Origin of the sequence: Nguyenibacter vanlangensis, from assembly GCF_013376155.1 — a bacterium.
Taxonomy (GTDB): Bacteria; Pseudomonadota; Alphaproteobacteria; order Acetobacterales; family Acetobacteraceae; genus Gluconacetobacter; species Gluconacetobacter vanlangensis.
Window position 1 is genome coordinate 15,804 of the sequence record NZ_JABXXP010000004.1, and the last position, 21,794, is coordinate 37,597.

At 61.8% G+C, this 21,794-nt stretch carries 19 protein-coding genes and 3 pseudogenes; 3 read left to right on the forward strand and 19 right to left on the reverse strand.

Translation table 11 applies throughout. The features are described from left to right. The first annotated feature begins 450 nt into the window (after nt 1–450). On the forward strand, nt 451–1,218 hold the full coding sequence (locus tag HUK84_RS01145; protein ID WP_218064126.1) for a LuxR family transcriptional regulator: 768 nt from the start codon (nt 451–453) through the stop codon (nt 1,216–1,218). A 462-nt stretch (nt 1,219–1,680) separates the two neighbouring features. Here the strand turns inward: HUK84_RS01145 and HUK84_RS23840 are convergent. Beyond that, nucleotides 1,681–1,743: pseudogene (locus tag HUK84_RS23840) on the reverse strand (hypothetical protein); the annotation flags it as partial. Between HUK84_RS23840 and HUK84_RS23845 the strand changes: the two are divergent. Continuing rightward, nucleotides 1,727–2,299, forward strand: coding sequence for a hypothetical protein (locus HUK84_RS23845; RefSeq protein WP_456306655.1), 573 nt, complete (start codon nt 1,727–1,729; stop codon nt 2,297–2,299). The pseudogene HUK84_RS23840 and the gene HUK84_RS23845 overlap by 17 nt on opposite strands. Nucleotides 2,300–2,458: 159 nt before the next feature. Here the strand turns inward: HUK84_RS23845 and HUK84_RS23720 are convergent. Further along, nucleotides 2,459–2,773: pseudogene (locus HUK84_RS23720) on the reverse strand (Mu transposase domain-containing protein); the annotation flags it as partial. A gap of 85 nt (nt 2,774–2,858) precedes the next feature. On the opposite strand from HUK84_RS23720, the pseudogene HUK84_RS01160 reads away from it, so the two are divergent. Continuing rightward, nucleotides 2,859–4,384: pseudogene (locus HUK84_RS01160) on the forward strand (integrase catalytic domain-containing protein). A 126-nt stretch (nt 4,385–4,510) separates the two neighbouring features. On the opposite strand, the gene HUK84_RS01165 reads toward HUK84_RS01160, so the two are convergent. From HUK84_RS01165 to HUK84_RS01245, 17 genes are all read right to left on the reverse strand, one after another. Next, the gene (locus tag HUK84_RS01165) at nt 4,511–5,464 is read right to left on the reverse strand and encodes a ferritin-like domain-containing protein (protein WP_176638567.1); all 954 of its coding nucleotides are present in this window, start codon (nt 5,462–5,464) and stop codon (nt 4,511–4,513) included. Nucleotides 5,465–5,482: 18 nt separating this feature from the next. After that, nucleotides 5,483–6,334, reverse strand: a complete 852-nt coding sequence (locus HUK84_RS01170) for a hypothetical protein (RefSeq protein ID WP_176638568.1) — start codon at nt 6,332–6,334, stop codon at nt 5,483–5,485. Then, on the reverse strand, nt 6,331–7,956 hold the full coding sequence (locus HUK84_RS01175; protein WP_218064129.1) for an acyl-CoA ligase (AMP-forming), exosortase A system-associated: 1,626 nt from the start codon (nt 7,954–7,956) through the stop codon (nt 6,331–6,333). The genes HUK84_RS01170 and HUK84_RS01175 overlap by 4 nt, the downstream gene beginning before the upstream one ends. Beyond that, a complete protein-coding gene (locus HUK84_RS01180) occupies nt 7,953–9,800 on the reverse strand; it encodes an acyl-CoA dehydrogenase (protein WP_176638569.1) in 1,848 nt (615 codons plus the stop codon). The genes HUK84_RS01175 and HUK84_RS01180 overlap by 4 nt, the downstream gene beginning before the upstream one ends. A 2-nt stretch (nt 9,801–9,802) precedes the next feature. Further along, complete coding sequence (locus HUK84_RS01185) at nt 9,803–10,876, reverse strand: TauD/TfdA family dioxygenase (protein WP_218064130.1); 1,074 nt, start codon at nt 10,874–10,876, stop codon at nt 9,803–9,805. Nucleotides 10,877–10,929: 53 nt separating this feature from the next. Next, the gene (locus tag HUK84_RS01190; protein ID WP_176638571.1) at nt 10,930–12,054 is read right to left on the reverse strand and encodes an ABC transporter permease; all 1,125 of its coding nucleotides are present in this window, start codon (nt 12,052–12,054) and stop codon (nt 10,930–10,932) included. Next, a complete protein-coding gene (locus HUK84_RS01195) occupies nt 12,047–13,084 on the reverse strand; it encodes an ATP-binding cassette domain-containing protein (protein ID WP_176638572.1) in 1,038 nt (345 codons plus the stop codon). The genes HUK84_RS01190 and HUK84_RS01195 overlap by 8 nt, the downstream gene beginning before the upstream one ends. A 15-nt stretch (nt 13,085–13,099) precedes the next feature. Next, entirely contained in the window at nt 13,100–14,662 is a 1,563-nt protein-coding gene (locus HUK84_RS01200) for a hypothetical protein (protein WP_176638573.1), read from the reverse strand. Nucleotides 14,663–14,687: 25 nt separating this feature from the next. Next, nucleotides 14,688–15,524 carry an outer membrane lipoprotein-sorting protein gene (locus HUK84_RS01205; RefSeq protein WP_176638574.1) on the reverse strand — a complete coding sequence of 279 codons (837 nt, stop codon included), beginning with the start codon at nt 15,522–15,524 and terminating at the stop codon, nt 14,688–14,690. 11 nt (nt 15,525–15,535) lie between these two features. Then, entirely contained in the window at nt 15,536–16,930 is a 1,395-nt protein-coding gene (locus HUK84_RS23625; protein WP_176638575.1) for an ABC transporter permease, read from the reverse strand. Then, nucleotides 16,927–17,670 carry an ABC transporter ATP-binding protein gene (locus tag HUK84_RS01215; protein WP_218064131.1) on the reverse strand — a complete coding sequence of 248 codons (744 nt, stop codon included), beginning with the start codon at nt 17,668–17,670 and terminating at the stop codon, nt 16,927–16,929. The genes HUK84_RS23625 and HUK84_RS01215 overlap by 4 nt, the downstream gene beginning before the upstream one ends. Next, nucleotides 17,667–18,311: a GNAT family N-acetyltransferase gene (locus tag HUK84_RS01220; RefSeq protein WP_176638576.1), complete on the reverse strand. Its 645-nt coding sequence runs from the start codon at nt 18,309–18,311 to the stop codon at nt 17,667–17,669. The genes HUK84_RS01215 and HUK84_RS01220 overlap by 4 nt, the downstream gene beginning before the upstream one ends. Continuing rightward, the gene (locus tag HUK84_RS01225; RefSeq protein ID WP_176638577.1) at nt 18,308–19,450 is read right to left on the reverse strand and encodes a hypothetical protein; all 1,143 of its coding nucleotides are present in this window, start codon (nt 19,448–19,450) and stop codon (nt 18,308–18,310) included. The genes HUK84_RS01220 and HUK84_RS01225 overlap by 4 nt, the downstream gene beginning before the upstream one ends. After that, nucleotides 19,440–19,919, reverse strand: a complete 480-nt coding sequence (locus HUK84_RS01230) for a hypothetical protein (protein WP_176638578.1) — start codon at nt 19,917–19,919, stop codon at nt 19,440–19,442. The genes HUK84_RS01225 and HUK84_RS01230 overlap by 11 nt, the downstream gene beginning before the upstream one ends. A gap of 77 nt (nt 19,920–19,996) precedes the next feature. After that, a complete protein-coding gene (locus HUK84_RS01235; protein ID WP_176638579.1) occupies nt 19,997–21,145 on the reverse strand; it encodes a type III PLP-dependent enzyme domain-containing protein in 1,149 nt (382 codons plus the stop codon). A 3-nt stretch (nt 21,146–21,148) separates the two neighbouring features. Further along, nucleotides 21,149–21,415, reverse strand: a complete 267-nt coding sequence (locus tag HUK84_RS01240) for an acyl carrier protein (protein ID WP_176638580.1) — start codon at nt 21,413–21,415, stop codon at nt 21,149–21,151. A gap of 76 nt (nt 21,416–21,491) precedes the next feature. Next, entirely contained in the window at nt 21,492–21,767 is a 276-nt protein-coding gene (locus tag HUK84_RS01245) for a hypothetical protein (protein ID WP_176638581.1), read from the reverse strand. Nucleotides 21,768–21,794: the final 27 nt, after the last annotated feature.

Here is a 21,794-nt window from a genome sequence, read left to right on the forward strand (position 1 = left end):
ACTAGGTGGCAGAAAATGGCTAAAGGCAGCAAGCAGCGGAAGAAAAGGTACCCGGGCCTGATCCGGGCACAACCGGATGAGGATGTGCCACGATCGGTAGTGGTTGTGCGACTTGGAATGGCGTTCAGGTATTTGCGCGATGAGGCTGCGGCGTACAACCTTGGCCCTGTCGTCAATGGAACTGAGCGGGTGATCAAAATATTGGACGCCTATGGTGCCGAGCAAGATGGTGGCACCAAGCCTCGGCCTCCCCAGTGATTGGGGCATCTTCAGCTACCGGGCGGGGTCTCTCTGGCATGAGCCGCTTTCTGGCGACTCTATTGCCCGTTGGGCTTGCGCGGGCGCCCTTAAACGGGCGAAACTGGGGAATAGATGGCAGAGTCGACCGTGCCAGCTGCCCGCCAGGGCCAATGTTTGTCGTGATCAGGGGCGGATCGTGAAGGCAGAAATATGACAGCGTTCATGGGTTCCAGCATCCGGGATTTCGCCGAGCGCCTTTCCGACTTGTCGGACAGTGCTGCGATCAGTGATTACCTGATGAGCGTGATCGAGCCGCTGGGGTTTGGCAGCTTTGCCTACCATTTGATCCAGGCGCCGGACATAGACCAGGTCGCGCCACGCACTGCCACCGGCATCTCATCGTATCCGGAGCCTTGGAAGGCGCATTACGTTTCGAACGGATATGTGAACCACGATCCGGTAGTTGAGAAGGTTTTTGAGGAAAAGACCCCGTTCGTCTGGAGCCGTGTCATCCATCCAGCCTCGCTCTCGCGCCAGCAGTCGCGGCTGCTCGATGACGCAAGGGGCATCGGGATCATGGATGGACTGACCATTCCCCTCCTGCCCCGCCGCGGGGAGACTGCATCACTCAGTCTGGTCCCGAACAAGCTCGACCCCGAGGCCCTGAACGATCCGGGCCTCCATAATCACGTCCACCTGCTGGGCGAATTCCTCCATAGCCGCGCGGCTCGGATCGTCGTCGAGGAGGCTGCGACCCGGAATTCCCGTCGCCGCCGATCGATCCTGTCGCCACGGGAGGATGAGGTGTTGACCTGGGTCGCCCGCGGCAAATCGACCTGGGATGTCTCGAGACTTCTCGGCATCTCGGAGAAGGCGGTCGACTTCCACCTCGATGCCACGAAGCGGAAGCTCCAGGCGACGAACCGGACGCAGGCCGTGGTGAAGGCCGTTGTTATGGGTATCATTACCTTCGGGTAAAGCCCCATCGATCCCGGCCTTGGCATCCGACCTGCGCCTCGGGCCCGCATTTGTCGCTTCAATGAATGCACTCCCCGCAGAGCGTTCGACGTCATGGGAGCAGGCCAGACGTGTAGCCGGCCGGCAGGGCAGGTGATCCCGACTTTGGCCTGCTCCCCTCCCCACTTCCTGCTGCTCAGGCCCGGTATTCCGGCGCTCTGTAAATGCTGGATGAAAAGTCCGCAGAAGTGCTGGATGAAAAATCCCCAGTTTCTGGTTTTTGGGGATCAGCCAGAGCCTCGATCGTCGGTTTCTCTCCTGGGTGGCCGTCCACGGCGTTTTGGTAGCGGAGGCGGGGTGAGACTGGCATGAGCGCGCGTGTGTTCCGGCACCAGGTCCGCGCGTTGACGCAACCGATAACTGGCCCCCTCCGATCTGCACGACGATGGCGTGGTGCAGGAGGCGTTCGAGGAGCGCGGTTGCCACCACCGGATCCCCGAATACGTCGCCCCATTCGGAAAATCCGCGATTGGAGGTCAGGATCATCGATCCCTTCTCGTATCGGGCATTGACCAGCTGGAAAAACAGATTGGCACCCACCGCTGGTGATCGGCAGGTATCCGATTTCATCCACGATCAGCAGCGCGGCACGGGCCTAGAAACGGATCTTTTCCGCGAGGCGGCCTTCGCGCTCGGCGCGAGCAAGCGCCTCGATCAGTTCGGCGAGGGTGCAGCGATAGACGCTGCGTCCCGCCTTGACCGCCGCGACACCGATGGCTGTGGCGAGGTGGCTCTTGCCTGTCCCGGGCGGCCCAAGGAAATGGACGACTTCCGCGCGGCCGATGAATTGGAGCTGGGCGATCGCCATGATCCGGTTTCGCTCGAGAGAGGGCTGAAAGGAAAAATCGAAGCTTTCGAGCGTCTTGATCGGCAAGAGACGCGCGGTCCGCAGGGCGACGCCGATCCGACGTCCTTCCCGCAGGCTCAGTTCCTCGGCCAGCAGTTCGTCGATCGCCTCGATCGCGCTGATGTCGCCGCGCTCCAGACGGCCGAGGGTCTGGTCGAGCGTTTCCAGAGCCCGCGCCATATGCAGGTGGACTAGCTAGGCTCTGGCGGATGCGTTCGGTTACCGGTGTCATGGCCGATCCCCCGCTCCTGTGGTGGCCAGCCTGCGGCCGACGGCCTCATAGAATTCAAGCGACCGGCGTGCGACATGAGCGCACTCAGGCCGCGGCCTGACCTGTCGCGCTGCCGGCACCGTCTTACGGTGAGCGGGATCGACACGCCGCTGGTTGCGCCCATCCAGCGCCGGGTGCCGGGCGACCAGTATTCCGTTCTCGAAAATCCGGACTTCCGCCGGATGGTTCTGGATCTCGAGAATGCGTCGTCGGGCGGTGTCCGGCACGCTGTAGAGATTGCCGCCGACCGAGACCATGCCTTCATGACTGACACGGCGTTCGACCGTCAGGACGGCGTCATAGGGATGCGCTGGAAGGTCGCGCAAATGGGGGCGTTCGTCGGCGAAATGCTTCGCGACTATGCGACCGGTCATGGCATGACATCTGGCATTGGCGACGCATTGCCTCGTATAAAATGCTCCTGAAATGACGGTTGTTGCCTCATCTGAAATGCTCCCTGGGATGATATTCGGGGAGACGGGGATGAGGCGGGTCAGCATGGCAACACGTGATGAAATCGTAGCGGCGCTGCAACGGCGCTACGTGAGTTCGGGTCGGGAGGAACGCGGTCGAATTCTGGATGAGTTCGCGGCCGTGACGGGGTTTCATCGCAAGCACGCGATGCGCCTTTTGCGCCCGGAGCGCCCGACACCGAAAAGAGAGCGCCTTGATCGGCGGCTGTATAACGACGCCACGCGCGAGGCGCTGGTGCTGCTGTGGGAGGCATCGGACCGGATCTGCAGCCGCCGCCTGAAGGTGCTGATTCCGCTTCTGCTCGATGCCATGGAACGCCATGGTCATGCATTGCCGTCGCCGGACATCCGAACGAAGCTGATCGCGATGAGCGCGGCGACGATAGACCGGGCGCTGGACCGCAAGAACGTCCGGCCGCCAACGCGGCGTAAGACGAGTGTACCTTCGGTGCGCCGGAGTATTCCGATCCGGACGTTCGTGATTGGGACGACCCGGCGCCCGGCTATATGGAGATGGACCTGGTCGCACATAGCGGCGGCACACAAAAGGGCAGTTATGTGCAGACGCTGGTGCTGACGGACATCGCGACCGGCTGGACGGAATGCGCGCCGCTGCTGGTGCGCGAGCAGCATCTGCTGACGAAAGTTCTCGACGAAGTGCGCACGCGCCTGCCGTTTCCGCTGTTGGGGATCGACGCGGACAACGACAGCGTGTTCATGAACGAGACGGTCAAGACCTATTGCGCTGAACACGGCATCGAGTTGACGCGTTGCCGTCCTTATAGGAAGAACGATCAGGCCTGGGTCGAGCAGAAGAACGGATCGATCGTGCGGCGCGCCATTGGTTACCGACGCTATGAGGGTCTGGAAGCGGCCCGCCTGCTGGCGCATTTTTACGGTCATCTTCGGCTTTACGTGAATTTTTTTCAGCCATCGTTCAAGCTGCGGAGCAAGGAGCGGAACGGCGCGCGCATCGTGAAGCGGTATCATGCGCCTGCGACGCCGCGCCAACGGGCTGAAGACGATCATCGGATCGCCAATGGCGTCAAGGCGGCCTTGTCGGTGGAGACAGCGACGCTGGATCCGATTGCATTGCTCCAGACCATCCGTCAGTTACAGGAGGAACTGGTCAGCCTGTCGGACGGAACGGTTCCCGGCAGCCACGGCGCGCCGGACGCGGTGACGCTGGACGCATTCCTCGCCGGCTTGAAAACGGCGTGGGAAAACGGCCCGATCATCCGGCCCACCCACCGTCGCAAGACGACTGGACCGCGGGAGCGGCGCCGACCCGATCCGCTCGCCGAGGTTGTCGGTGAATTACAAGCTTGGTTTACCGAAGAGCCCTGGCGGACAGGGCGGCACTTGCTTGAACGCCTCCAGACCGCCTATCCGGGCTGCTATCCGAATGGTCTGCTGCGAACAGTACAGCGCCGGATCAAAGACTGGCGACGGGCGGCAGCGGAGGCGCTCTATGCGGTCGGTATGGCCGAATCCCCGTTGCCGCCCGATCGGGCGGCAACGGGGATCGATACGTGAGGCAACGAGTTCAACAGGGTGAGGCGACAATCAGACGCTCGGGAACATTTTTCAATGAGGCAATACGGGTTCTCACCCTGATTGTCGCGCAGCACTTTGCTTCGTCGCCTTCCGGTCAGATGGTGCTTATGCCGCGGCGTAGGACAACACACCGATATTGTCGAAGAACCGGGTGGCCTCGCGACCCATCAAGCCGATTCCGCTGACGGCCGGCACCAGGTGCCGAAATACGGAGCGCTGCATGCTCTGATTTATCTGGGACGCGCGGATCAGCTCGCGACATTCGCTGCGGGGGATGCCCATCGGGGTCCAGATGTCCTCTCCGAACAGATGCTCGCGCAGTGTGTGGCAGGCCTCCACGACGAATTCCTCGCGCTCTCGACGTTCATGCTCCATCAGCTGCGGATAGAAACCGCTCAAGGCAACCTGTCCGGTCGCGAAGTGACGCGCCTCGTCGCGCAACACCAGCGCCTGCATGTTTTTCACGAAGGGATCGTTGGAATATGCCTGCACGTTCTTGAAGAAAGTCAGTGCCAGGCCTTCGATTAGGATCTGCATTCCTAGGGATGCGAAATCATGGCGGGACTCCCCCATGATCTGCTCGAGCAATTTATACAGAGCCCCCGATATTGGATAGCTGTTCTTCATCTTGGACATCAGGCGGCTGTAGACTTCGATATGCCGCGCCTCGTCCATAACCTGAACCGCGTTGCAATATTTGATCACCATGTCCGGTTCGGACTGGGCAATCCGCGAGGCACAGAACAGGGCACCCTGCTCACCGTGCAAGATCTGCGATATGTTCCATCCTTGGACATGATTGCGCAGGTCGGCCCTATTTTTCTCCGACATCTTGTCCCAGGTCGACGAGCCGTAGATCGCGATCGTACCGTCCGGCATGGCGAGCGGATTGTCCTCGTTCAGCTCGTACGTCCAGTCGATGTCCATGTGCGCATCCCACTGGTTACGTTTCGCCTTGTGGTAGAGCGACAACAGTGTGGGGTTGTCCTCGACATAGTCGGCGAACTGGAACTTGGCGACAGCTTCGATGGCGCTCGGAATACCATGTTCAATATTCATTTTCTTGCTTCCTTCGGATCAGATGGCGGTCTGGGGCGAGGTCTTGTCTGCCGCCGCAGAATTGTGGAGTTCGATCACCGCATTGGGCGACAAGGTAATATGGGCGATGGCGTGGTAGCCATTGAGGGCGAGAGAGCCGACGATTGCGGTTGCCGGCCTAGCGCCGGCGCATGCCTCGATCAAGCCGATCCAAGGATCAGAGCCGAAGCTGTGGCCGTATTCGCCGTGACGGTCAGCGCACTCGTTTGGTAGATGTGACGTGGCGCGGAACCCTTTGCGGGTTGCCTCAGGGAAAAACGGCGTGCTGACAACCTGCGCTGGCTTGGCGGCGGTGAAAACGCCAAGTGCCTTGCGAAAATTACGTAGCGCGCCGGCTTTCGGCACGGCGTCGACAGATACGTCTGCCGCCGCCCCGGCGCCGACGTCGATGATGAGCGTCGTTATGCCGAAGCCTGAGTTGCCCCAGGCATCGTTCCTGCGCCAGAAAGTGAAGTTGTGAACATCACAATCCTGAATGAGGATCATGATGGGCCCCGTGATCCCGAGATGGGTCACGTGGCGTAGGATGTAGCCCCAGCCGGTGCATTCGTAGGCGTTGATCAAAAGGGGCGTGCAACCGGTTGCCTCGGCTAGGGCCCTGGTGACGGCATGCTGTTCTGGCCCGGGCTCGGTCACCCGCGGCGACATGATTGTCGATGTGACGAACACATGGTCCGGCGCAACGCCGGTTGCGGTCATGGCTTCACGTGCGTCCTGAGCGAGCAATCGCGCAAGGTCGCTGACAGCGCCTGCCAGGGGAGATGCCGACACGCCACCGAACGGGTAGCCCGAGCGGCGGTAGGTAGCCGCCCGAAGCACAAGGCCGGTCATCGGACAGGCTCCAGCGTGGATTGGGTTGCGAACACCTGCCGGTATTCGGCCTCCAGCAATGGCCGGTCGATCTTGCCGTTCGGGTTGCGCGGGAGGTCCGCCCGCATGACGATCTCATGCGGAACCGCATAGTTCGGCAAGGATCGTGCACAGGTGCGTCCTATCGCATCCAGCCCTTCCCGCGCATTGTCCGGATGGCTGTCCGAGGCGACGTAGAGCGCCACGATCGCCTGACCAAGCGTCGGGTGCGGCACGCCGAATGCCACTGCCTCGCTGACGCCAGGGGCAGCGAGAAGAGCCTCTTCGATGTCGGTTGCGCTCACCCGGTAGCCCGATGTCTTGATCAGACCGTCGCGGCGGCCGATGAAATACAGGAAACCATCGTCATCACGGCGCACGAGGTCTCCGGACCATACGGCGATATCCTGTCGCAGACTGGCGCCAAACGGGTCGGGGACGGGACGAAATCGCGCGGCGGTGGCTTCGGGCGCACGCCAGTACCCGAGCGTAACAAAGGCGCCGCGATGAACGAGCTCACCGATCTCGCCGCTGTCGGCCTCGGTTCCGTCCTCGCGGAGGACGCGGACATCCGCGTTGGGGACGGCCTTGCCGATCGAATTGGGGCGCCGTTCGACTTCCATCGGATCCAGGTAGGTCGATCTGAAGGCTTCGGTCAGGCCGTACATTAGATAGGGTGATGCTTTGGGGAAGGTGCGGCGCAACGTGCCGAGAAGTGGGGCAGGCATATGGCCGCCAGTATTGGCGATCGTCCGGATCGTGCCGGCGGTGCTGGCATCCCAGTCCGCAGCAGTCAGGCGATGCCACAGGGGCGGCACCCCGGTTATGGAGGTCACCGCGTGCTCGCGACAGGCAGCCACGACCTCGTCCGCGACAAGGAAAGTAAGCAGGTGAATCTTCGCCTGTGCGTCAATCGCGGTCGTCAGTTGGCTCAGCCCGGCATCAAAGCTCATCGGCAACACGCTGAGAATTGTGTCGTCCGACCTGGTGCCGAGATAGGCGTTGACTGACTGGGCACCCGCGACGAGGTTGCGGTGCGAAAGGACAACGCCTTTGGGAGCACCGGTCGACCCCGAGGTGTAGAGAATGGCGGCGGGATCGAGTTCGGACCCGTTGAGTGCGGGCAGAGACGCGCCACACGCCTCGAGGTCGCTCCATTCGACAAGGTTTTGCGCGTTGGTGGTGCTGGTGTCGGTGCGGATCAGCATACCCTCGAAGGATGCGGCCTCCATGCATGACGACCGCCGGCCGGTGGTAATGATGGCTCGCGCCTGGGAATTGGCCAGAATATGTCCGGCCTGCTGGTTTTTCAGCAGCGGGTTGATCGGCACGGCCATAGCGCCGATACGCATGCAGGCGACCAGCGCGATCGCGAATTCGAAATTCTTGTCGAGGTAGATCGCCACACGGTCGCCCGAGCGGATCCCGGCCTCGACCATCCCAGCGGCAATCGCGTCGACGCGATCATCGAAGGCACCGAACGCAAGTGCATCCTTCCGGTAAGTGAGGGCGATCTTGTCAGGTCGCTCCCAAGCGGCCTTGCGAAGCATATCGGAGACGCTCTGGATCGAGCGCCGATGGTAGGAAGGTGAGGCGATGGTCACAGCGCATATACTCCTGCTTCGTCAGCCGCGTGGGTCGGCGCAACGATGCCGTGGTGCATGGTGATGAAGCTCGAATTGTCGAGAATGACGGAGCTGTCGCGGACGACCGCAGGCAGCAGGTTGTGCACGAAGAAGCGGGCAGAGGCGATCTTGCCCTCGTAGAACGTGACGTCCCCGCTCGAGAGGTCTGGCTCCTTCAGGCGCTTTCCTGCGATGACGGCAGCGCGGAGCAGTACCTGCGCAACCACGCTCGTGCCGAACATGTGCAGGATCCGGGTGCAGTACTGGCCGATGGCTTCCGGAGTGTCGCCGGCCGACACGCTGGCAATATACTCCATCGTGCGAACGATGGCCTCGAGCGCCGTGGCGCAAGCGGCAAATTCGCGCGCAAGGGACGGCTCGTCGTCCCCCTCGAGGAGAAACGCATTATAGTCCTCGACGAAATACGCGAGGTTGCGTGATTTCCGCCCAAAGCCGAGCTTGTCACGCACTAGGTCCTGCGCCTGGATGTAATTTGTGCCCTCCCAGATCGACAGGATTCGAATATCGCGGGCGTATTGTTCGATCGGGAGATCAGCACAATAGCCAACGCCGCCATGCACCTGCATCGACAATTCGGCGACGCGCCAGGCCTGATCGGAGACGTATGCCTTGACGATCGGGGTGTAGAGCTGCGCCATTTGTGCGTGTCGGGCTGCGAGCTCGGTGTCGCCTGCAGCGCGGGCCGAGGCGGCCGCACTCAGATTGCCGGTCAGCTTGCCGATCAGGCCGCGGGAGCCCTCGACCAGCCCCTGCATTTCGAGCAGCATGCGCTGGACGTCGGGGTGCTCGATGATGTGGCAGTGAGGCGCCTTCATGTCGAAGCTTCGCATGAAAGAGCGGCCCTGGACCCGCTTGCGGGCGAAATCCAGCGCGTGGAGATAGGCGCTCGATGCCATGCCCAGAGCAAACAGGCCTGTGCCCATGCGGGCTTCCTGCATGACCGATTGCAGCTGTAGGAGCCCGATATTTACGCGATCGCCAAGGGCGAAGGCCCGCGTGGGCCCCTCGGCGCCGAACAGGAGATGGGCGTTGGCACATGCCTTCAAGCCCATCTTCTTCTCGATCTTGGCACAGGTCACGTTATTCGGCGTGAAGGTACCATCCTCTTCCGGCCAATATTTTGGAACGAGCAGACACGTCATCTGGTAAGTGCCGGCGCTGCGCGCATTGCTGCGGGCGAGGACGATGTAGACAGTGTTATCCGTCATCTCGTGCATGCCTGCCGAGATGAAGATTTTCTCACCCGTCACCAAGTGCAGACCCGAACCGTCCGGTGTCGCGCAAGATGTCACCATCGACACGTCACTGCCCGCCTTGGGTTCCGTGACGCAGAAGCAGGCGTCCCAGTCGAGGGTTTTTAGCTTGGGCAGAAGAGCCTCTTTCTGACGGGGCGTGCCGTGCTCGCTGATCAGACGGATCGCAGGAATGTTGAAGCCGCCGTAGGTGATGAATGCCGGATTGGCGCCCGACAGTATCTCCATGTTAACCTGCTGGGCCTCATACGGGATTACCGTGCCGTGCGTTTCCCGCCAGTAGGTCACGTAACGGCGCCACAGATCGGTAAACACGGTGGGCAGCCGCACTTTTCCACCGTCTTCGAGGCGTGCCTCCTCCCGATCCGCTTGCATATACGCGGCACCGAGGTGACGCGAGAATTCCTCGGCACGATCGACCAGCATTTCGATGTCGACGCTAGTCAGACCGTCGTAGGGAGCGTTGGCGAGAACTGAGTCGAGCTTGGCGATTTCATTTAGGTAGAAGGACATCTCGCGGCGGTCGTGCCGGTATGCGTTTTTTGTCATGGTCAGAATTCCTCATTCGGGAGGTTGTCAAACATGGCCACCTCGATTTCGCGCTCGCCGCTGAAGATATTGCGGCCATGGGCGGTGGAGATGTTGTCGACGAGCATCACGTCGTCTCTCTCCCAGGGGGTCGCCACGGTGAGTGTGTCGAGTGCCGCGTAGACGGGCTGGAGTTCAGCGTCGATGATGACGCTGCCGTCGCCCCACGTCACAGTGGTTGGGAGTTTCGCTCCTGGGGGGTAGAGCCGCCTTATCGAACTGCTGAAGTGCCCCAGGGATCGGGGGTTGGCATGGAGCGTTGCGATCTGGTTGAACCATATGGTCTCGCTCGAAAAGGGATGTTCGATCGTGCCCGGACTTGCGTACGTTATCTCGAGGCTTCCATCATCGCCCCATTCGAACGATCCGAGATCGGAGCAGATGGCTTCGACTTCCTTACGATCCTTCGTACCGAACGCCATGTCCCAGCTCCGGTGAAAATTCCGGATCGCCGGCGCGAAGGGGTGGGGCGGCATATCAGGGTGGACGAAGTGCCGACGGTAGATGATTCCAAGGCGATCGAGTTTGTCATTGAAGGTCGCCGGAAGCATCTGCCGCATCCGGCGCATGTCGCCCAGCGTGGTCTCCCCGCCCGTCGGTGACGGCTTTACACAATGAAAGACCAGAAGGTCGGGGAAGCTGGGGGCATAGCAGATTTCCTGATGCAGATGCAGGCGGAAACCGGGCGGCGCGCTCGTTGACGTCAGCACCCGTCCATCCTTCGTAGCGCGGGGGTTGGCAATTCCGCGACAGCCCTCGGAGAAAGGCATCAGATGATCAAAGAGGGTGCCGAATTGTCTGGTCGTCGTCGGGGCGAAGCCACGAAACAGCATGGCGCCTGCTTCGTTCAGCGCCGCCATGACGGCGCCATTGTTGTCACGAAGCCACGTCCGCCATGCTTCCGGGGCCGTTGCCAAGGCGGATCCGGGAAATGGCGTTACCAGCAATGGCATGCCCTCGCCGAGGCGGCCGCACGAGATACCGGGCGCAAACGGTGTTTCCGACAGAAAACCCCGGCGGGACGTTCTGTTGCTCATGAGTTGTCTCCCAAGAATATAATGGTTCGTCTTGCGGTCGTGCGACCCTGCTGTCAGGAAGCGGGCTGTGACCAGCGGAACAGTCTGATCGACACTGCGAAAAAGAGTGCGGTCCATCCGAAGATTACGATGATTTTCATCAGGTCTGCTTCGGGCGGGCTGCCGGTGAAAAGGCACTCCCGGAGCGCGGAGACAACGCCATGCACCGGAAGGATCGAGAGCGCTTTACCCGCCAAGGTCGGAAAATCTTTTAACGGGATGGTCAGGTCACCCAAGAACATCAGCGGGAAGTAGACGAGGTTGCCGATCATCGTTGCGCCGCCGATGCTCGATGTCCGAGCGCCCAGCGCCAGGCCAAGTGCCAGAAACATGGTCGTGCCGAGGACGATAAGCAGGGCCGCCTCGCTGATGCCTGCCGGCGTCGCCTTAAACGGCACGCCGTAGAGAAAATGTCCGGCGAGAAGGAGTGCGACCGCCGATGCGATGGCGATGATCGCGCGTGCCGCCAGGAATGAGGCCAGGAATACCGTTCTCGGAAGCGGCATGCAGGCATAGACCTTGATCGTCTGGGTTTCCCGCAAGGCTGCGAGGGCGACCGACGTCGTCATGATCCCGGTCGACATCATGACCATGACGAGGACGCCGGTCAGGATATACTGGGCATACGAGATCTCGACATTTTTTCCTCCTGCGTTGGTGTAGGCGACGTCGACGACCCGGTTGGGGCGGGTTCTCGTCGTGTCGAAGACCATGCTGAAATTGCCGATTGCATGGGCGACTGTTCTCACCGCGATCGGAGCACCGAAGCTGTAGGACACGACGACACGTGCCGGCTGATCTGGCGCCGCCTGGCCGAAGCCCTTCGGCACTTCTACGCGAACGTTGCTGGCGGCAGTCGGCGCTTTTGCCTGATCGTCGCTCAGGCGGCGCTCGGTGATTGTCACGTCGCCGGAGGAAAAAACCAAGGGCACGGTGTCGATATATCTGGCCGATGCCGGGCTGTGATCATGATCCACAATCTCGATGGGGACGTTGCCAAGCCCGCCTTTCGAGCCGAACGCGAACAGCATTACGGTCAGAAGGAAGACGGGGAACACCAGGCTCCAGAAGATCACCGCGCGGTTGGAAAGCATGATCGTGAGTTCGTTGCGGAGGAGGCGCAGGAATAGGTCAGACATACTCGCCTCCCGCTGCGCAGAACGTCAGAAGATTGCCCAGCCCCAGCTGAGCAATGGCCACTTCCGTTATTTCGTGGTCCCGCATCACCGCCGTCATCAAGGCGACCAGTTGCTCCCCGCCATAGGCGACCACTAGGCCGGGGCCGTCCGGAGCCGTTATATGGCGCAATTCGCCGCTCGCGTTGAGGGATGCGGTTACAAAATCCACCATTGCTTTGTCGACGCACCGGATGCTGATCCTGTGCGAGCCGAGGAGGCGGTCCTTCATATCGGTGACCGGGCCATGATCCCGGACGATCCCGTCTGTCATCCAGATCATCTCGTCCGCCAGTGCGAGTTCTCCGCTGGAATGGCAGATCATCATGACCGTGGTGCTACCGCGCTCGGAGATCAGTCGTTCGACGGCGCTCGCGAACATTTGATCGAGCCCGGTAAAAGGCTCGTCCATGAACACGAGGCGGGGGCGATGTGCCCAGGCCATGTAGAGCTTGAAGCGTTGACGCTCACCCTGGGACAGGACGCCAAATGTCTTGTCGGCCAGCGCCCCGATATCGAGCAACTCGTGCACCTGGGGGGCTGCCTTGCCGTAGAGCAGGGCGTGGGTTGCCACCAGGTCGCGGACCCGAAGCATGCACGGGTAGCCGGCGGAGAGCAGCTGCACTCCGATATCGCGTCGTGCAGATGTGCTTCGTGCGGCCAGAGTAACAGGCTGGCCCATGATGGACAGGGTGGCAGACGCTTCGGTGAGCCCGAGGAGGCTTTCCATGAGGCTGGTCTTGCCGGAACCGTTCGGGCCGACAATTGCGAGACAGCGGCCGCTCCCGACCTTCACTTCATTGACCGACATTTTAAAGGTCGCACGCTTTAGCGACATCGTCTTAATGTCGATAGCCGTGTCATTGTGCACCGTGCGGTGAGTTTCCGCCGGGGGCAGGATGACCTTTCTTGCGGCGCTTCGTGGAAACGACCGGCGTCTCCATGGAACCCGGGAGGGTCGCTCCCCGAGATCCTGCACAAATGTGGTGTCCATGGCTTCGAATTTCCTTCAGAAGTATTTGACGATACGAGTCAGGACAGCGCCGCTTTGCGGCACGCTGCCGTATTCCCCACGGGTGCTTCCGGCTGTCAGGTTCCCTTGCAGGTTAACTGCCCAGCCGCCGTGGAAACTGTAGGTTACGGACGCCTGGTAGGCGCCGCTGCCATCGCCGAGGTTTATCTGGGCGATAGCGGAGAGAGACAGGTTGCGTACGAACGCATCGCTCCAGGCGAACCTGACAAAACCGGTATGTCGCCCCAGGGGATCTTGTTGGTCCACCCCATATTGCCGCACGACCCAGTATGTCGCGGCACCCAGCCCGCCCGCTTGGCCCGCGCTCGTCAGAAGCTGCATCTTGCCTTTTGTCAGCCCCGCCTCGCTGTAGTCGTATTCGAGCGACAGCGACACCTTGGGGAGCAGTGCGTATGTTATGCCGATCGCAAGTTGCTGGCGGAAGCGCTCGCCGCCTCCTCCGATGTCGGGGTCGGGGGTAAACGAGGGCAACAGTCCCGCCGCAAGAGCATTTGTCAGGGCGTCGCTCACAATCGTGCCGCGGTTCCAGCCCGCCCATTCGGCGTAACCGGTAGCCTTTGAGCTCAGCAAGACGGCACTGGATGCCCCGAACTTGACTGCGTGCCTGTCATGATAGACGTAGGCGGCCGGGGCAAAGCGGGTAACGCCTGGAAATGTCAGGCGCAGCTCTTCCCGCCAGTCGGGATTTGTGCGCTCCAGGCCCAGGTCGAAGTTTTCGTCAACAGCAAGATAGTGTTCGTCATGCGACCGCGTCAGCCTGGGAGCGATCGCAGCGGCCACGTCGATGGTCGGCGTGAAAAGCTCCGCATGGGCCATAAAGGTACCCAGGCGTCGCTCCCGCAGGGCAGTGACGTCGTTCGTATCGACGTTCAGCACCGTGGCGGTGCGGAAAAAGTCCGTCGGGTTAAATCCGGAGGCAACACCGGCTTTCAGGTTGAAGCGACCGATGTCGACAAAAAAATGATCTCCCGCTCCAACGGTGACATAAGCCTCCCGGGTGTCGAACCTAAAATCTCGATAGGGAGTCATGGACGGCGCCTGGTCGGAAAACAGGTTGAAGCCAAAGCCTCCGTGAAGGGTTATGCTTTTCGCCAGACGCACGTTTTGCCGGATATCGAGATTGACCCAATTAAGCCACGGTATGCCCCGCGCTACGGGAACGGGCGTTCCCCCGCGGGGCGTGTTGACGATCGTCTCCTCCGTCAGAGCCCAGCGATCCTCGGGGCGGGCATACCTGTGCGCCACAACATGATGAACAGGCGCCTCGGGACCGGAGGCCTCTGGGATCGCACCTCCTGGCACGGAGAGGCCCACGGCGGGGATGAGGTTCGCCTCGTCTCGGGATGCGGCGCCGGGGCCCGCGCCTGCCAGACCTCTGGTGGGACCCGGCGCCTTGCCCGCCGCGGTAGCATTACCCGTCGCCCGGGCATGGTGCGCGGCCGGCACGGTCTTTCCCTTGCCAATGGTAGCGGCAGATGCCGTAATCGGCAGCAGGGCGGTCGGCAGGGCGACGAAAATAACGCGGGTCCCGATTATCATGGCAACTTCCCGGAAGGCCCCGTTATTATTGGTCGGCCAGGCGCGCCAGGAAGTCGCGCTCAAACCATTGGTCGGGCACGTCACGGGCAATCGCATCGCTGAAGCGCATGATTGTTGCGAGGCGGGTGTCCACTGCATCGATGATGATGGCCGTACCTGCGCGGGTCGCGCCCAGCATCGGCGCATAGTCCTTGTAGAAGATGACCTTCAACTCGCGGCCGCTGTCGCTGAAATAGCGCGCCTTGACCGGACGGCTCGTCTCGCGCTCCACCCAGTAGAGGACGCGGGCATAGGTCGCATCCGGCGCCGCAGCGACCATTTCGAGGCGCCAGCAGTCACGCTCCGCATGTGCCGCGTCGAGGATCGCGTCCTCGCCGATCGAGGCGGCGTGGTAGTCCCTCGCGTAGTTGACGGAGATGACGTCACCGATGGATGCCTGGCCGACAAGCCTCTGCTGCGGCGCGATCCGGGTTGTGGACTTCGAATTCTCGTCGTAGAACCACATGTCGTTCCCGTTCTTCAGGAACAGCTTTCCGGTATCCTGCTCGGGCTCGAGGTAGCGTACGATGCTCGCGAACTCTCCCGTCGACGCCATCACCTTGCCGAACGTCTCGAGAACGACCTGGCTCTGGGTGACCCCCGCCCGGTAGTCGACGATCGTGTTCGTCATCCGAAACGGAACGCCGGGGTTGCGGATTGCGTCTGCCTTGGTGACCTCCGCTTCGGCAGATGGTGCAACGACGTCTGCCAGGGCCGTTCGGGGCGACAAGGCCGGTATCATGGTGAGGCCAAAGGCTCCCAGTATCGAGCGTCGCGACAGCGAAAGCGGGCGGGGGCGCAGTGTGGCGAAGTTCTTACTCATCAGTATTCTCCTTAAACGTGCCGCAGGGCGGCAACGACGTTCATGCGGGCGGCGCGGCTGGCGGGGCTGACGGAGGCGATGCCGGCCACCACGACGAGGATCATCCAGGGTGCGGCAAGCTGGATCGGGGTCGCGGTCAGGTCGAGATGGAAGGCAACCGAATGGCTGGCTCCCGGCGGCGTCCAGTGGGCCCCGGATCCGTTCAGCAGGAGGGCAATCGCGCCGCCTGCGATAAGCCCGCCAGTCGCACCGATCGAGCCCAGGATCAGGCCCTCGGCCAGGTACTGGGAGCGGATGGCGCTGCGGCGCACGCCAAGGGCACGCATGGTGCCAATCTCGGCGATGCGCTCCATGACATTCATCGACACGGTGTTGACGACGGTGAAAAGCGTCACCGCTGCCATTGCCAGCATGACGAAAATGAAGATGCCCGAGTAAAGGCCCACAATCTGCCCGTAGAGCGGATCGAGTTGCTTGAAGTCATAAATCTCGAGATGTTCGCCCGCCAGGATATTCATCAGACGCTTCCGCGCGATGGGGATGTCCGATGTGTGGCGGAGCTGGATCGTGATCGCGGACACTTTGTGGATTCCGCGGCCGTAGACGAGCTGCTGGGCGAGGGGGAGGGTCATGATGACAGCGCTGTCGTCGAGCCCTTTGAAGCCTTGCGACTGTGCTGCCACGACGTCCATCAGCACCACGTTGGGCGCGCCTCCGGCCGTTGAGGCGAGCAGGTTGATGGACTTGAGGTTCGATGGCACTGTGGGGGTTTCGGCTGCCCCGAGCGAGCGGATCATATCGGCATCTGCCGCGGTCCCGGCGCCCGGCTTTGCCGCGGCGGTCGATGGCGGCAGCGTGGGGCATTGCTCCAGCCCCAATGCGGTGCACAGCCCGAGGATGCGGGCGAGGCCGGGTCCTACGAAGCCTCTCTGGGTAATTTCGTCGCTCATGTCGACGGCTTCCGGCGCGCGCCCGATGCCGAGGCCAAATCCGTCCCATGCCCGCATGTGGTCCTGGTCAGACGGTACGAGACCCGTGCCCAGAAATACCTTGCTGCGCTCCGCGGGGTCGTAGCTGGCAACGCCGAAAACCTGCTGGGAGGGTGTTGCGACCACAACGAGGGGGGCGAGCACCGGATCCTCGCGGATCTGATCGACGATCTTCGCATAGTCGGCAATGCCGTAAGCTGCGGGATCGCCTGCTCCGAAATCGTAGAACCCCTCACGGTACAGGGTGAGGTGACCACGGCTCTGGACCGTGACAGTCTGATAGCTGAATACGAGCTGGGCCACGAAGCCGCTCAGGAGCAGCATCACTGCGCCACCGATGCCCACGGCGGCTCCAGTCACGAGCGAGCGTCGCTGGTTCCGGCGGATATTGCGAACGGCGAGAAAGATACTGTTCACGACACATGTCCTTCTTGGCTGATGATTTTGCCGTCGCGGAGGTTGACGATCTGATCCATCCGCTCGACCAGGCGCGGGTCGTGTGTGCTGAAAACGAAGCTCGTGCCGAAGCGGCTCCGCATCTCCATCATGACGTCGAGCACCAGCTCGGCGGAGTGGCTGTCGAGATTGGCTGTGGGCTCGTCGGCCAGGACAAGGCTCGGGCGTTTGACCAGCGCCCGGGCAATGGCCACGCGCTGCTGCTGACCCCCGCTCATTTCGCTGGGTCGCCGCCTTGCCTGATCGGCCAAGCTCACCTCTTCGAGAGCTGTCAGGGCACGTTCCCGGCGGTCCCGCTCGCCGCGCGGCAGGCCCATCTCGACGTTCTGAACGGCAGAGAGGGTGGGCACGAGGCTGTAGCTCTGGAAGACGAAGCCGATCTCCCGTGACCGGAAATCGGTTCGGGCGTTGTCGCTCATCAGGGCCGGTACGACGCCGCAGATTTCCGCGACGCCGCTCGTTGGTGCGTCGAGGCACCCGATGATGTTCAGCAGCGTCGACTTGCCGCTCCCGGAGGGGCCGGTAACGGCGAGGAATGCATCTTCACGAATTGTTAGGGTCACGCCAGCTAGTGCTTCGACCGTGACATTGCCGAGCCGGTGCACCTTGCGGATGTCGGTCAGGTTGACGATTGGGGGCGCGGGCGGCGCGGGCATTGAAAACGATGGTGCGATCATCTCGATGATGTCCGGGGTGCTCATAGTGCCATTTCCTGCAACATGGCTTCCGCCTGCTCGGCCTCTAGTTCGCGCTCCTGGTCAAAAAACTCCTCGCGGGTGATGTCAAAGAGGATGCGATCGTATACTTCACCGTCGATGACGTGGCACTGTCGCTGACGCCCGACGTCGACAAACCCGGCAGCGAGCATGCCCGCACAGGAAATCGTGTTGCCGTCGGCGACGAAGGCGTGAACTGAGCGCAGATCGAGTGTCTCGAAGGCTTCGCGCATCAGCGCGCGCATCTCCCGCGCCATGTTGGTGCGTGCGGGAGGGCGAAGGCGTGGTCGAAGGCCCCAGATCATCGCGGTACCGAAGACGGTGTTGATGTGAGCCAGGGCCACGACGCCGATCGGGCGTCCATCGGGTTCGGTGGTGACGACCCGGATCATGTTGGCGGGCGACCTGCTAGCGATATGCATGCCCTGGGGCGTGTAGGTCTGACGGCCGCCGCCGAAATCCAGCCACTGGTGCACCGTTTTGGGTTCGAGCCACTCCGAGATGAGCCGGGCCGTTTCCTGGGTCACCTCGCGCCGCGAGGTCTCCAGATGTCGCCAGCGCTTGACTGCCAGCCCGGTAACGGACCCGCCCATATCATTCACGCGCATTGCTGACGTGCAGTTCATGCGTTCCTCCATTCCTGTGAGAGTGCAATCCGGGTTGTTTGTCGCGGGGGAGTCGCGCGACCATAAAGTTCGCGGAAGCAGCGATAGGAGCTGCCCTCCATTTTTCCGAAGCCCTGAAGATCCCGCGCGATGGCGGGCGATCGGACATTGCCGCGGACGATGATGTCCATCAGGAGCTCGTTACAGGCGAGTTTCAGCGCGAGAACCTGCTGGAGCAGCAGGTTGCTGTAGAGCCTGGCATCCGTGATGCTGTGGCCGATCCGCTCGAGTTCGGCTACGAGATCGCGCTGCCGGGTGGTCAGGTTCAGGTCGCCCCTGTCGTGCAGCCAGCGCACATGCGCCAGGACGGCGCGCACGAAAAATGGCCGAACCGTTGTCAGGAGCTGGTTGATCATCGTGAATCCGCCGCGCCCGCATCGATCAGCGTCGGTGACTTCCACTGTGCCCTTGAATGCCCCGAGATGGACCACCCCCCCCAGGAAGGGCGCGCCATTGCTAGACTTGGCAAGCTGGCCGCATTGTTGCGGAGACAGCAGATAGGGGATCGGGTACATCGCACCCTCGGCTCGCACCGCGACGATACCGAAGCCAGGCTTGTTAGCCCCCATGATCCAGCACTTGTCGACATGGATTTTCTGTACGCCGTCTTCGACCTTGAGCACGCTGTTCCAGTTTGCCAGTGCCGGCCCGCCCCCGTCCGTCATCATGAAGAGGGTGCCGAAGCCCTGTTGGGCCCACTCGCGGCCTATGGCCTGCTGGCGCTCATCCACGAAAAAACGATGCGTCAGGCGAGAGAAGCCTTTGAGCAGCGTCAGAAGATGCGGGTTAAGGCTTTCCTTTCTGATGGTTTCGACAATGTCATCGAGCGGATCGGTGAGGTCGGCCGGCAGGGTAGTGCTGGAACCAAATTCCGCCTGTGCCCGCAGCGTTCCGTCGAACGCGCTTTCGATGATGATTTCGGAGTCCAGCAGCCGGGTGACGGCCTCTGATACAAGGCCGCAAAGGTCGTCACTGAGATCGGTGCCGCGGGCGAGCGCTTCGATGGCAATCCTGCCGAACCCCGCATCGCGCCAGACACAGATGGCGGGCTGCGACGTCGCGCGCGAGAGGGTTTCGGTGGCTGGAGTGTCATGCAGCATGGTCGAGCCACTCTTCGGCGGCGTCGTGGCCATAGGTGATCGATCCGAGGGAGGCGGTGACCTGGGCCCGGGAGAACCACGAGGTAAAGGTATCGTTTTCGATCCCCCATGCCTGGCACGTGAGACTGTTGTCGCCCCGCTCGATGGTGTCCCGCCGGAAATGATCGGAAATCAGAAGCACAGGTCCCGGATCTGGCACGCCGGCGAGCCAGGTATGCGGATCGTGACCAAGGAAGACGTCAGGGGCCAGCAGCGACTTCGGCAGCGACAGCATGTACGGGCCGGAGAACCGAGCGAAGATCGTGACACCGTTGAAGGCGTCCCGGGCCTCGCTGACCAGATCGGCCAGCAAGGTGTAATGCTGGCTGTAATTCAGCAGGACGGGTGTCGACGACGTATTGGCAATCTCCTCGAGGGCGCCATAGTCCGACGTGTCGCCGAGGGCCGGCGAGCGCATCTCGACCTCCATCGGCACTGAGCCGAAAGGTGCCCTGATCAGGACGCCCCGGGCACTGCAGGACGCTTGGCGAATATCAATTCCTGTTGTCATGACAGCATGTTCCCGATATATACCCGCGCCTGGCGGAGACTGAGAAAGCTCGCGACGGTGTAGGTTGCGTTGTAGGCGCCACATCCCTCGAAGGCGTAGAGGTCGCCGACCGCGGGCCTGTCAGCCTCGGGTCCGAGCTTGCCGATACGATCCTGACGATTGCACGAGCTTCCTGTCAGGGTGACCGGCTTGTTTGCCTGCGTGAGTGACGCGCCCGCACGGGCAACGGCTCTGGGTGCCTGGAAATTTCGGTAGGCCGCCTCTGTCTGAGCGAGGAGGAAATTCTGGGCCATGCCGCCATCGCAGACCGCAACGATCCGGTCGTCGAACTCTTTTACGGCGAGAATGCGCGTGAGATACTGGCCTGCATCACCGAAGATTGCCCGCCCGCTCTCATGGGCTACCGTAAGGCGCTGCGCGAGCGGCGTGATCGCCTCGAGATAAGGGCCAAAATCGAGCTTTCTCCAGTCGCGGGGAAAGCCGCCACCGAGATTGACGAACTCCAGCTTGCGCCCGGTGGTGGCCTCGATCAGATCAACCAGTTTCGGCATGGCCTGTGCGAGAGCGATACCGCGTGGCACGAAGCTGTGCGAGCCGCCGAAGGCGTGCAGTCCCCGGACCTTAATTCCCGCGTCAGACAACACGCGCGCGGCCTGGACCAGCGTGTCACGGTTCATTCCGAAATGATCGGGTCCGTGCCCGGAGAGAGGCTCGATGAGGGATTCCACGTTGACGCGCATCAGGACAGGCCGGATGGTCGACCCCGCGCCGGCTACTTCGGCGAGGGTCTTCGCCTGGGTGATGTCGTCCACGATCAACGTTGCCCGGGACGCAATGGCCCCGCGCAGCAACGTGTTGTCCCAGGCGGGGGTGTTGATGTACCGCTCGCACCGCACACGCCCCACGACGAGGTCGAGCTCGCCCAGGCTTGCAATATCGACCCCGTCCTCGAACGCATGAGCGCAGCGCTGGAGGAGCTCGAAATTGGGGTTGGCCTTGACCGAGACGATCAATCGTGTGCCCAGGCGCGACCGCAATGCAGTGTAGTTCTCGATCACCCTTTCAGGATCAAAAATATAGGCTGGGGTTGAGATTTTCGTCGATGTTGTCATCGGCGGAGGTGGGATGCGTGTGACGGCGTTCATGGCTCAGACCAGGGCGTCTTCAGCGTGCGCCTCGGCGGCCGCCTTCGTGAAGTTGCGATCGAAATCGCTCAGCGTCGTGTACTGATCGATGTTCAGGTCTTCGGGTGACACGCGCCCACCGTAGATCTGCTCGCAGGCGAGGAGCAGCTCGACGATGACCAGAGAGTCCACGCCGAGTTCGCCCAGGCCGACATCGGGCTCGACGGAGTCCACGTTCAGGATACGGGCGACTTCGGCTGTGAGCTTCTGAAGTTTCATGTTGGTGGTCATGATGGAATTCTTCTGTTTTCGGATGGTTGTCGGAAAGGATCGTGATTGAACGCGGGGAAGGTCAGGCTGCGGCGCGCTAGGTGGTCTCGGCGAAGCAGCGCAGCAATTCGGTGACCGGAATCCCCTCGATTGTCATTCCGTCGTAACGGCTGTTCGAGATTGCCACTCCTACGAGACTGACCGCAGTCAGGGTGGAGCGGTCGAGACTGACACGGTGGAAAGCCGCGTCATTAAGGCCGACGGAGGTGAAGGTCGCTTTCTCCATCGAGACTTCCTCGAAGGTACTGCCATCGAGGCGACCGTCCTGTGCCACGATCTGAACGTCGCAGTTGCTGAGTGGAACTGTCGTCATTTGCTGTCTGTCTCCTTTGCTCGTGTA